The sequence below is a fragment of the Arhodomonas aquaeolei DSM 8974 genome (assembly GCF_000374645.1).
Taxonomy (GTDB): domain Bacteria; phylum Pseudomonadota; class Gammaproteobacteria; order Nitrococcales; family Nitrococcaceae; genus Arhodomonas; species Arhodomonas aquaeolei.
This window is the reverse complement of sequence record NZ_KB894831.1, coordinates 1-11,945: the sequence shown is the minus strand read 5'-3', so window position 1 is coordinate 11,945 and position 11,945 is coordinate 1. Positions and strand designations below refer to the sequence as shown.

Genomic DNA, 11,945 nt, shown 5'->3' with positions numbered 1-11,945 from the left:
AGCACCTGTGCGGGAGCGCTTCGTCGCGGCCTAACCTTGTCTGTGCAGGCTCTGAGTGCCTCAGGCCTTGGATACCGTTCGGGCTGTATGCGACAAAGATAAAATGGGGAGCAGGGGGCGAATCTACCTCGCAGGCTCTGTCCTGCAGGCCGAAGGTTGGCTACAGCCTCCCTGCTCCCCTCTCTCCCAGGCGTCCCCGGGACCGACACTAAGGGCTACAAACCCTTACCGTCGAAAACACAAGGTTGGCTGCTCCTGGCAGCCAACATCCCGCGTTGCCGCGCCGGGGACGTCGGCTACCAGGAGCAGCCGACCTACATCACTGAGGAGCCGGGTACGCGAGGCGACGGCCACGCCGACGGATTCCGACATCCGACGGGGCAATCGCAGACCGGGGGCGCCATCCCCGGGTCCGCGCGGAGGCGGACCCGGGGATGGCCGTTCAGCTCCGCGGCCGTTCGTTGTCCGGGTCGTACAGGGCCCGGTAACCCACCGCCTCGATGCGCAGGGGGTAGTGCTCGCCGAAGTACTCCATGGTCACGGTGTCGCCCTCGCGGGCGTAGGCGGCGGGCAGGTAGCCGAGGGCGATGATCTCGCCGACCGAGGGGCCGTAGACGACGCTGCTGGTGTAGGAGCGCCGGCCCGTGCTGTCGACGAGGACGTCCCCGGTCTCCGGGTCGAGGATCGGCCACTGGCCCACGGGGTAGCGGGCGACGCCGGCGGCGTCGACGTTCTCGCGCAGGGTCATGGTGCAGAGGTACGCTGGCTGGCCGTCGCGCTCGCGCTGCTCGAGGTAGGCGGCCTTGCCGTGGAAGTCCGCGGCCTTGACCTTGGGGCGGGCGAGCCCGGCCTCGTAGAGGTTGTACTCCGTGAGCAGGTCGACGTTCTGCAGGCGCAGGCTCTTCTCCAGGCGGCGGCTGTTGGCGTAGGTCTCGATGCCCACCGGGGTGACACCCTGCTCGTAGAGCGCGTCCCACAGACCGAGGCCATAGCTGAAGGGCACGTAGAGCTCCCAGCCCTGCTCGCCCACGTAGGAGATGCGGAAGGCCCACACCGGCAGGCCGTGCACGCGGATCTCCCGCGCCGTGGCGAAGGGGAAACGCTCGTCGCTCAGCTCGTCGGGGTCGTCCGCCAGGGCCTGAAGCGTCTGCCGCGCCTCCGGCCCCCACAGCCCGAGGGTAGCGAGCTGGTCGGTGCGGTCCTCGAAGTGCACGCGCCCCAGGCCGCGGGCCTCGGCCATGCGCGTCATCCACACATAATCGCGGTGGCCGGTGTCACCGCCACAGATCACGCGGTAGCTCTCCGTGCCCAGGCGCACGACGGTCAGGTCGGAGTGCACGCCGCCGGTCTCGTCGAGGAAGTGGGTGTACACGCCCTTGCCCACGGGCTGGTTGCCGCCCACGCGGGCGACCGAGAGGTACTCCAGTAGCGCCTCGGCGTCCGGGCCGGAGACGTCGAAGATGGCGAAGTGGGAGAGGTTGATCATGCCCACGTGCTCGCTCATCCGCAGGTGCTCGGCGTTGGAGACACGCCAGAAGTGCCGGGCGTCCCACTCGTTGGCGCGCTCGGGCACACGCTCGCCGTAGCGCTCGAGCAGGTGTTCGTTGGCGGCGTAGCCATGGGCGCGCTCCCAGCCGCCGGCCTCCATGAAGTAGCCGCCGAGCGCCTGCTCCCGGGGCCAGAACGGGCTGCGGCGCAGGTTGCGACCGCTCTCGTAGGGCTCGCGGGGATGCACCGGCGGGTCGTAGATCTTGCGCGCGGTCTCCAGGCAGCGGTCGTAGACGTGGCCCCGGGTCTTCTGCACCGGGTAGAAGCGCGCGATGTCGATGCCGTGGGGATCGAGCTCGGGGCGCCCGAGGCTGATCCAGTCGGCGAAGACCTTGCCCATCCCGGGACCGTCCTTCACCCACACGGCCTCGCAGAACCACAGCCCCCGGGTCTCCGGCGATTCGCCCACCAGCGAACCGCCGTCCGGGGTCACAGACAGCAGCCCGTTGAACGAGCTCTTCTCGTCCCAGCCGAGATCGCCGAGCACCGGGGTGATCTCCAGGGCCCGCTCGTAGGCGCTCATCACCTGGTCGGCGTCGAGGTCGCGCATGGACGGCGACAGCCGCGCCTCCTCCTTGCTGGCGATGTCCTGCGGGTACACCAACCGCGGCTCGGTGGGCTCGTAGTAGCCCCACTCGATCTGCCCACCCTCCGAGGTGCTGGGGTCGCCGGTATCGCGCAGGTACGCGGAGTTGCCCTGGTCGCGGAACAGGGGATAGCCGATCTCCCGACCGGTGCCCGCGAAGGCGTCGTAGGGCCCGAAGAACAGCAGCGGGTGCTCGACGGGCATCAGCGGCAGGTGCGCCCCCCCCATGCCGGCGACTAGCGGGCCCCAGATGCCACAGGTCACGATGACCACCGGCGTGGCGATATAGCCCTTGTGGGTCTCCACCCCCTGGACGCGGCCGTCGTGGACGTCGATGGCGAGCGCCGGGGTGTTGGCAAAGGCCTGCAGGCGGCCGCTGGCCACCGCCTCGTCGACCAGCTCGCCGGCGACGCGCTGGGAGCGCGGCACCACCAGGCCGGCGTCCGGGTCCCACATGGCCCCCTGGATCAGGCCCTCCTCGAGCAGCGGGAAGCGCTCCTTGGCCTCGGACGGCCCGATGAGGTGGGCGTTGGTGCCGAACGCCTTGCCGGAGCCGACCTTGCGCTTGAGCTCCTCCATGCGGGCATCGTCGTCGACCCGCGCCACCTCCATGCCGCCGATGCGGTTGTAATGCCCGCGCGCCTCGTAGAAGCGCTGGCTGTAGGTGGTGGTGTAGCAGCTCATCTTGTCGTGGGAGGTCATGTAGCAGAAGTCGGAGGCGTGGGAGGTCGAGCCGACATCCGACGGGATCGCCGACGCCTCCAGGCCCACGAGTCCGTCCCAGCCGTGGCCGATCATGTGGTGGGCCACCGAGGCGCCCACGATGCCGCCCTGGCCGATGATCACCGCGTTCGCCTGCTTGGGTAGTGTCGCCATGGCCGCTCTCCTGTCCCGTTTTCCGTCGCGGGCCGCCCCGCCGGGGTGACTTTGACACCACATTAGAGAATGCCGGCCGCACTCCGCTGTCCCCGGACGACACCGTTTTTCCGTTCGGCGACAGGCCTTTACGACGCCGTTTTTGGTGTTTCCGACACCCGGAGCGGCGATGACGCCCACGCGAAAGTCGCCGTCGTCCGCGGGGGCGTGGGCGCTTCACGCTGGCGCTAGCGTCTGGGCCACGGACGGTCACCCGGTGTCGGTCCCGTAATCGCCTCAAAAGCAGTTCCGCAATCGTTTGGGAGGAGCGGCCATGTCCCAGGTCATCGAGCAGATCGAGCAGTCGGCGCAGGCACCGGAGATCCTGCTCTATCCGCGCATCCGCAAGTCGCCGTTTTTCTACGCCTCGCGGCGCCACGGGGTACGCAAGTACAGCGTCTACAACCACCACTACCACCCGCGCGTCTACACCGATCCGGTGGACGAGTACTGGGCCCTGGTCCAGGGGGTGACCCTCTGGGACGTGGGCGTGGAGCGCCAGATCGAGATCGCCGGCCCGGACGCCTTCGAGTTCACCCAGCGTCTGGTGCCGCGCAACATGGAGAAGTGCAAGGTCGGCCAGTGCAAGTACGTGTTCGTCACCGCGCCGGACGGCGGGATCATCAACGATCCGGTGCTGCTGCGCGTCGAGGAGAACCGCTTCTGGCTGTCGCTCGCCGACAGCGACGTCCTGCTGTGGTGCCAGGGCCTCGCCCACAATTCGGGGCTCGACGTCACCATCCGCGAGGTGGACGTGGCCCCGGTGCAGGTCCAGGGACCGAAGGCCAAGCAGGTGATGGTCGATCTGTTCGGCGAGAGCGTGCTGGAGATCCCCTACTACTACCTGATGGAGGCGGAGATCGACGGCATGTCCGTAGTCATCTCGCGCACCGGCTACTCCGGCGAGATCGGCTACGAGATCTACCTGCGCGATGCCAGCCTGTACGGCGAACAGCTCTGGCAGCGGGTCTTCGAGGCCGGCCGGCCCCACGGCATGCAGGTGATCGGGCCCTGCCACATCCGCCGCATCGAGGGGGCGATCCTCGCCTTCGGCTGTGACATCTGGTACGACACCAACCCCTTCGAGGTGGGGATGGGCTACAACTGGATGGTCGACCTGCGCGGCGACGACGACTTCATCGGCCGGGCCGCGCTGGAGCGCATCAAGGCCGAGGGGGTGAGCCGCAAGCTCGTGGGCGTGGAGATCGACGGGCCCAACATCGGCTACTTCACCGACGGCTCCATGATCGACGTCTTCCCGGTCTACGGCAGTGACGGCGAGCGCATCGGCAAGGTGACCTCGGCGACCCACTCGCCCCGGCTGGAGAAGAACATCGGCTACGCCATGGTCCCCACCGCCTACACCGAGCTCGGCACGGCCCTGCGCATCGAGGCGAACACCGGGATGCAGGACGCGGTGGTAGTGCCGAAGCCCTTCCACGACCCCAACAAGGAAACCCCGAAGGGGTGACGCCATGAACGAGGCGGCGACGACCACGACAACGGCGGCGGACGCGGCGCGGGCCTGCACGGCCCTCGCCGCCCCCCGCTTCGAACTGCTCCCGATCAAGGGCGTTCACGAGCGCGCCTCCGCCCTGCCCGCCGGGGCGACGGTGACGGTGACCTGCTCACCGCGCCACGGCATCGAACGCACCCTGGATACCGCGGAAGGGCTCGCCGCCGCGGGCTTCCGGGTGGTCCCCCACGTCGCCGCCCGGCTGATACGCGACCGTCATCACCTCCAGGCCGTGCTGGAGCGGATGGCGGCCGCGGGGATCGACGACTGCTTCGTGGTCGGCGGGGACGCGGAACGACCGGCGGGGCCGTTCCCGGGGGGTGTCGAGCTGCTCGACACCCTCGCCGGGGCGAGCCCACGGCCGGCGCGCATCGGGGTGCCGGCCTACCCGGAGGGCCACCACCGCATGGACACCCGTACCCTGGATGCCGCCCTGTCCGCCAAGGCGGCGAACGCGGACTACGTTGTCACCCAGCTGTGCTTCGAATCCGCGCCGGTGCTCGCGTGGCTGCGTCGTCAGCGCGAACGGGGCCTGACCCTGCCGGTGCTCGCCGGCATCCCCGGGGTCATGGACCGGCGCCGGCTGCTCTCGGTGGCCGTGCGTATCGGCATCGGCGACTCCACCCGGGCCCTCGGGCGTCAGCGCGGGCTGGTGGGACGGCTGATACACAGCGGCGAGTACCGTGGCGATGACCTGGTCTGGGGGCTGGTGGACGGCCTCGGCGATCCCGTCCAGGGGCTGGCCGGTGTGCACGTCTACACCTTCAACGAGGTCGCGGCCACACGGGACTGGCTCACGACCCTGCACGACGGCCTCTGCCAGTGGCACGGGCTGTCGGCGGAGGCGGAGGTGGCGGCGGGGACCGCCGGCGTGCACGCGGAGCAGCCCGGCTGAACGCCGGCCCCGCGGCCGCGGGACGCTACCGGGACGCCGCGGCGTGCAGCGGCCCGGTGGCCTCACCCGGCGGACCGGGGCGGGTCAGCGCACTCGCGGGCACCAGCTCCACGCCGGCGTCCGCGAGCGCCGGCAGCGCCTCGCGCAGCACCTCGATGGTCTCCGGATAGGGATGGCCGATGGCGACGGCGTGGCCCTGGCGCCGGGCAAGGGCGACGAGCTCGTCCAGGCGGGCACGGATGGCGTCGCGCTCGCGCACGTTGTCCAGGAAGACGTCGCGCCGGGTCACCGGCACGCCCTGCTCCCGCGCCATGCGCTCGGCCACGGTGGCCGCCGTGGTCCGGCTGTCGATGAAGTACAGCCCGCCATGGGCGTGCAGCTCGTCGAGTACCCAGGTCATGTGCCCGGGGTGGCGGGTGATCAGGCTGCCCTGATGGTTGTTCACCCCGCTGACGTAGGGCACGGCCGCCAGGTTGTGCTCCAGCAACGAGCGCACCCGGCCCTCCAGCATGTCCAGGGTGATCGCCCCGGGCACCGGACGGGTCGCACCCATGGCCTCCATCGGCTGGTGGAGCAGCACCTCCTTGCCGGCCTCGTGGGCCGCCCGCGCTACCCGCTGCGAATAGGGCCGCTCGGGCAGCACCGAGCAGGACACGGCCCCGGGCAGCGCCGCGACCGCCACGTCCCCGGGGCGCTGGCCCAGGTCGTCGATGATGATGGCCACCCGCGGGGTGGCCCACGCCGGTGCCGCGAACAGCACCAGGCAGGCCAGCACCGCACGCACTGGCACCATTACTAGCCGTTCAGGAGGACGTATCGCCATGCCTCAGCGCCGCGGTGGACAGCGTTGCTCGTCAGTCATGCAGACCTTGCCACACCTGCTTCCTCGCACCCTGCCACAGCGGCGCCCACGGCCACTGCGACAGGGCAATACGTCCCGAACGGTCAGTGACGCCCGCCGCGGCTGTCCAGGATCGTCAGCCCGCGGAGCAGGTTCAGGGCCTGGGCGAGGACATAGTCTCGGCTGATCAGGTCGGCCTCGGCCTGCTCGGCGTCGCCTTCAGCACCCCCCTTGGGCTTGCCGTCGCCGCTGAGGTGGCGGTTGAGGTCCGCCTCCGAGAGCGGGCGCACCCCGTTATTGCCGGCGGCGGTCACCTCCACCTGCGGGATGTCGACATCCGGCTGGATGCCGTCCGCCTGGATGGAGCGACCGCTGGGCGTGTAGTAACGGGCGGTGGTGAGCTTGATCGCCGCACCGTCCTGCAGCGGCATGATCGTCTGCACCGAGCCCTTGCCGAAGCTGCGGCGGCCCATGATCACCGCTCGGCCCTGGTCCTGGAGGGCGCCGGCGACGATCTCCGAGGCGGATGCCGAGCCGGAGTTGATCAGCACCACCAGCGGCGCGCCGCCGAGCAGGTCGTTGGGCGTCGCGGTGAAGCGCATCTCCGCGCTGTCGAGCCGCCCGCGGGTGCTCACGATCACGCCGTCGGTGAGGAAGGCGTCGGCCACGTCCACCGCCGCGTTGAGCACGCCGCCGGGGTTGTTGCGCAGGTCCAGGACCACGCCCTGGAGATCGCCGTCCGCATCGGACTTCAGCGCCTTGATCGCCTCGATCACGTCGCTGCCGGTGCCGCTCTGGAACTGGCTGATGCGCAGGTAGCCGTAGCCGGGGGAGAGCAGGCGCGACTTCACGCTCTCGACCTGGATCACCGCCCGGGTGAGGGTGACCTCCAGCGGCTGCTCGTGGCCCTCGCGCATCAGCGTCAGGGTGATGTCGGTACCCGGCTCGCCGCGCATGAGGTGAACCGCCTCGTTGAGGCTGATGTCTTTAACGGGCTGGCCGTCGATGCGGATGATGAGGTCCCCCGCCTGGATGCCTGCCTTCTCCGCGGGCGTACCGTCGATGGGGGCGATGACCTTCACGAAGCCGTTCTCGTCGCCGACCTCGATGCCGAGACCGCCGAACTCGCCGCTGGTACCCGCCTGCAGATCCTTGTAGGCCTGCGGGTCGAGATAGGCGGAGTGGGGGTCCAGCCCGGAGAGCATCCCGCGGATGGCGTTCTCCATGAGGTCGCGGTCGCTGACCGACTCCACGTAGCCGCGCTGGATGCGGCCGAACACCTCGGTGAAGGTGCGAAGCTCCTCCACCGGGACCTTCGCCGCCGCGGCATCGGTATCCCCCCTTTCGGCCCAGACCTGGTGGGCGGTGGCGAGGATGAAGCCGATCAGCACCCCGGTGGCCAGGGTGTAGAGGGTTCTCGGAAAACGCATGCTCTTTTCCCTATTAAGTTCCTGTGCGGACCACGCCGTCGCGGCCGCTGGATGACGCCTCAGCCCCGGTTTCCGCGCCGCTTGAGCCAGGCGAGCGGATCGACGGGGTCGCCGTCCACCCGCACCTCGAAGTACAGCGCCTCGCGGCGTTGTCCGCCGCTCGCGCCCACCGCGGCGATCACCTCGCCGGCACTCACACGGTCGCCGGCCTCGCGGTAGAGCGCGCGATTATGCCCGTACAGGCTCATCCGCCCGTCCCCGTGGTCAATAATGATCAGCAGACCGACACCACGCAACCAGTCGGAGAAGACCACGCGGCCACCGGCGACGGCATGCACCGCGGTACCGGCGGGCGCACCTATGAGCACCCCGGACCAGCGCAGGTCCCCGGAGCGGGAGCTGCCGTAGCTCGCCAGTAGCTTGCCGGCCACCGGCCAGCCGTTGCGATCGCCGCCCGACTCCGGCGGCTCGGGCGCCGGAACCTCCTCGCGGCGGTCCTCGGCGGCCTCGCGCCGGCGCTGCTGCTCCAGGCGCTCGCGCAGATCTTTGACCAGCCCGGTCAGGCGCTGCTCGTCGTCGCGCAGTCGGTCCAGGCGCTGGTCGTCACTGTCGATACCCGCGCGCAACTTCTCCAGCACGGCCTTGCGGGATTCGCGTTTCTCCGCCAGGGCCTGGCGCTGCCCGGCACGCCGGTCCTCGAGCTCACGCAGCCGGGCGAGCTCCCCGTCGATGGACTGCTGCAGCGACTCCAGGCGTTCGAGCGCGGCGATGGTCTCGTCGATGCGCTCGGCCCGGGCATTGGCAAAGTAACGGTAGTACACCGCGAGACGGTCGAGGCGATCCGGGCGCTCCTGGCTGAGCATCACCCGCAGGAACGAATGCCCGCCGGAGGCCCAGGCGGCGCGGATCTGGTCGGCCAGGCGCCCGCGCTCGCCGGCCAGGGCCTCGCTGCGGCGCTGATGTTCGGCCTTGAGCTCCGCCAGGCGCTTGCGGTGGGCGTCGAGCTTCTGGCGGGTCTCGCGCAGGGCGCGGTCCGCTTCGGCAAGGGACTTGTCCAGGCGCTGGAGCTCGGCGTCCAGCCCGTCGACGCGCTGGTGACGCTCGAGCAGCGACTGCTCCAGGGACTTCATACGCTCGCGCACGTCGCTGAGCCGCTCGCGCGTGTCGCCGAGCGAGCGCTCCTGCGCCGTGGCGGCGCCGGCCGCCAGGACGGCAACCAGTACCAATATGCTCAGACGTAGTGTCATGCGTCAGCCGGACCGTGTGCCGATGAGATAGGGCGCAAGTTGCGCGGTGGCGCAGGACACCATGAACCGCGAGCGACGCAGCCCGATCGGCACACGGCCCGGCCCGAAGGGCGCGCTACAGCGGCACGGCGGCGGCGTTGCGCTCGCCTGGCGTGAGCCCTGCCGCGCCGGCGCCCTGAGACACGACAACAGGCCTGAGAAGATTGGTAACGCCATCGGATTGCGCGCATGGATTCAGCAGCGTTCCATCATGCAAGGTGGTGCGTATAATGCCCAGTCTACCAAGGTGCCGGGCCCCCGCGGCCGGCCACATCCACGACGACTTCGAATGGGCCCGCGATGGACAAGCTTGTCGAGTTCGCCGCCGATCAATGGCTGCTGGTGCTCGCCACCGTCGGCGTGATCATCGCCATCATCGCCAACGAGATCTACCTGCGCCTGCAGGGCCGCGACGCGGTGGACCCGGAGACCGCCACCCGGCTGTACAACCGGGAGGACGCCGTGTTCGTCGACGTCCGCGACGAGAACGCCTTTGTCAGCCGCCACCTCCCGGGCGCCGTGAACGCGCCGCGCAGCCACATCGAGCAGCACGGCGACCGTCTCGAGCGCCTGCGCGGCCGGCCGGTGATCGTCTACGGCGCCGGCGGCGGGCTGGCTGCGGCCGCCAGGCAGCTTCGCGAGATGGGCCACGAGCCGGTCTACCAGCTGCGCGGCGGCTACCCGGCGTGGGAAGACAAGGGCCTGCCCACCGAGGGCCGGGGCTGAACGCACCCGTCACACCGTCATCAGCTTGCGAGGAAGCACCATGGCCGACAACGAGCAGACCGCCGCCCAGGAGGGCCAGCAGCAGTTCTCCATCCAGAAGGTCTACCTCAAGGACTGTTCGCTGGAGACACCCAACTCGCCGGATGTGTTCCGCTCCGAGTGGCGCCCCGAGGCGAACGTCGAGCTCGATACCAGCAACCGTGAGATCGGCGACGGCACCTACGAGATCGCCATCCGCATCACGGTGACCGCCAAGCTCGGCGACCAGACCGCCTATCTCTGCGAGGTGGAGCAGGCCGGGGTGTTCGCCGTGGCAGGCTTCGACGGGCAGACCCTGCGCGGGCTGCTCGGCAGCTTCTGCCCGAGCATCCTCTTCCCCTACGCCCGCGAGGCGATCTCCGACCTCACCGGCAAGGCCGGCTTCCCGCCGATGGTGCTGGCACCGGTGAACTTCGACGCGCTCTACGCCCAGCAGCAGGCGCAGAGCGACGGCGAGAACCAGCAGGCCCGGCACTGACCGGACGCCGGCGATGACGTCCACGCCCTCGGCCATCGCCGTCCTCGGTGCCGGCTCCTGGGGCACCGCGCTGGCCCTCGTGCTGGCACGTAACGGCCATGCGGTCACGCTGTGGGGCCACGACGACACGCACGTGGCCGCCCTCGAGCGGCAGCGCAGCAACGAGCGCTACCTGCCGGGCATCGGTTTCCCCGACGGGATCTCGGTGACCGACGACCTCGACGCCGCCGTCTCCGGCGTCGACTGGGTACTCGTGGCCGTACCGAGCCACGCCTTCGCCGCCACCCTCGCCCGCCTCGCCGACTGCCTGCCCGCGGGCTGTCCGGTGCTGTGGGCCACCAAGGGGCTGGACGCCGACTCCGGCGGGCTGCTCCACCACGTCGCCGCCCGGCTGCTGCCCGACAATCCGCCGGCTGCCCTGTCCGGGCCGAGCTTCGCCGGCGAGGTCGCCCGCGGCCTGCCCACGGCGGTGACCGTGGCCGCCGCCGACCTGGCGGTCGCCGAGCACCTGGCGGGGGCGTTCCACGACGAGCGCTTCCGGGTGTACACGAGCACCGACCTGGTCGGTGTCGGACTCGGCGGCGCAGTGAAGAACGTACTGGCGATCGCCACGGGCATCGCGGACGGGCTGGGCTTCGGCGCCAACGCCCGTGCCGGGCTGATCACCCGCGGCCTCGCCGAGGTCCGGCGCCTCGGTCAGGCGATGGGCGCCGCCGACCGCACCTTCATGGGCCTGGCCGGGGTGGGCGACCTCATCCTCACCTGCACCGACGACCAATCGCGCAACCGCCGCATGGGCCTCGCCCTCGGCCGCGGCGAGGACGTCGACGCCGCGGAACGCGCCATCGGCCAGACCGTGGAAGGCCTGCGCACGGCGCGGGAGCTGCACGCCCTCGCCCGTACCCAGGGGGTGGAGATGCCGATCTGCGAGCAGGTCCATGCCCTGCTCGACGGCGGGGTGAGCCCCGAGGAGGCCACCCGCAACCTCATGCTCCGCACCCGCAAGGCGGAGCTGGACTAGTCCTGATCCAGGAATCGTTGCCTCTCCAGGACGCGCGACCGCATTGCCGGGCATTTCCTCGACCGGCGCGGTGATGTACTCGTGAGTCCCTGCCGGGTTCTTCCGTGCGGAAGACCAAACGGCAGACCGAAAACGGCGCCAGGTAGCCCGGCCAGGGAAACCATCCCCGGATACCCGCAGTCAGGCCGAACGAATGTGCCCGCTGTCACACAATGACGTTCGACCGGCCCCCGCATATCGGCATCCGCGCTGCGTTGCGGTAGGCTTTTGATATCCGGGCCGGGGCCTGCCCCCGGGCCCATGCCGACCGCCAGGAGGGCGGAAGGCGATGACGCGCCGCACCGGCGCGATCCGGCGATCGACCAGGGACGGTGACACATGCCCGACGACACCTCTGCGGACCGGCTGCTCGATCATTTCGACGTCGAGCTCACGCAGCACCAGCGGCTGCTGCGCCTGGAGCTCGGCGCACCGGCCGGGCTGCTCCCCCACCGCCTGGTCGGCGAGGAGGCGGTGAGCGCCCCCTTCCGCTACCGCCTCGACTGCCTCTGCCAGCGCGGCGATCTCGAGCTCAAGCACCTCATCGGCGCCCCCGCCCGGCTCGCCATCCGCCAGGCCGACGCCAGCGAGCGCCCCCTCCACGCCCTCGTCGCCGAGGCCGCCC

At 70.4% G+C, this 11,945-nt stretch carries 10 protein-coding genes; 6 read left to right on the top strand and 4 right to left on the bottom strand.

All coding sequences use genetic code 11. The features are described 5' to 3' along the window. Positions 1-442: 442 nt before the first annotated feature. Positions 443-3,010 (bottom strand): GcvT family protein, encoded by a 2,568-nt coding sequence (locus tag C516_RS0117670; protein ID WP_018719749.1) that lies wholly within the window; start codon positions 3,008-3,010, stop codon positions 443-445. Between the two features lie 313 nt (positions 3,011-3,323). Here C516_RS0117670 and C516_RS0117665 point away from each other — a divergent pair, with 313 nt between their 5' ends. Further along, on the top strand, positions 3,324-4,520 hold the full coding sequence (locus C516_RS0117665) for a glycine cleavage T C-terminal barrel domain-containing protein (protein WP_018719748.1): 1,197 nt from the start codon (positions 3,324-3,326) through the stop codon (positions 4,518-4,520). Positions 4,521-4,524: 4 nt separating this feature from the next. Further along, positions 4,525-5,460: a methylenetetrahydrofolate reductase gene (locus C516_RS20150; protein ID WP_018719747.1), complete on the top strand. Its 936-nt coding sequence runs from the start codon at positions 4,525-4,527 to the stop codon at positions 5,458-5,460. A 25-nt stretch (positions 5,461-5,485) separates the two neighbouring features. On the opposite strand, the gene C516_RS20145 is transcribed toward C516_RS20150, so the two are convergent. From C516_RS20145 to C516_RS20140, 3 genes are all read right to left on the bottom strand, one after another. Then, the gene (locus tag C516_RS20145) at positions 5,486-6,253 is read right to left on the bottom strand and encodes a divergent polysaccharide deacetylase family protein (protein WP_018719746.1); all 768 of its coding nucleotides are present in this window, start codon (positions 6,251-6,253) and stop codon (positions 5,486-5,488) included. Positions 6,254-6,405: 152 nt separating this feature from the next. Next, positions 6,406-7,731, bottom strand: a complete 1,326-nt coding sequence (locus C516_RS0117650; RefSeq protein ID WP_018719745.1) for a S41 family peptidase — start codon at positions 7,729-7,731, stop codon at positions 6,406-6,408. A 59-nt stretch (positions 7,732-7,790) separates the two neighbouring features. After that, a complete protein-coding gene (locus C516_RS20140) occupies positions 7,791-8,978 on the bottom strand; it encodes a murein hydrolase activator EnvC family protein (RefSeq protein ID WP_018719744.1) in 1,188 nt (395 codons plus the stop codon). Between the two features lie 339 nt (positions 8,979-9,317). On the opposite strand from C516_RS20140, the gene C516_RS0117640 reads away from it, so the two are divergent. From C516_RS0117640 to C516_RS20135, 4 genes are all read left to right on the top strand, one after another. Further along, positions 9,318-9,743, top strand: coding sequence for a rhodanese-like domain-containing protein (locus C516_RS0117640; RefSeq protein WP_018719743.1), 426 nt, complete (start codon positions 9,318-9,320; stop codon positions 9,741-9,743). 40 nt (positions 9,744-9,783) lie between these two features. Beyond that, the gene (gene secB, locus C516_RS0117635) at positions 9,784-10,260 is read left to right on the top strand and encodes a protein-export chaperone SecB (RefSeq protein WP_018719742.1); all 477 of its coding nucleotides are present in this window, start codon (positions 9,784-9,786) and stop codon (positions 10,258-10,260) included. Positions 10,261-10,273: 13 nt separating this feature from the next. Beyond that, on the top strand, positions 10,274-11,281 hold the full coding sequence (locus tag C516_RS0117630) for an NAD(P)H-dependent glycerol-3-phosphate dehydrogenase (protein WP_018719741.1): 1,008 nt from the start codon (positions 10,274-10,276) through the stop codon (positions 11,279-11,281). A gap of 378 nt (positions 11,282-11,659) precedes the next feature. Then, positions 11,660-11,945, top strand: a 286-nt coding sequence (locus C516_RS20135; protein WP_040409525.1) for a contractile injection system protein, VgrG/Pvc8 family, incomplete at its 3' end; no start/stop codon positions are given.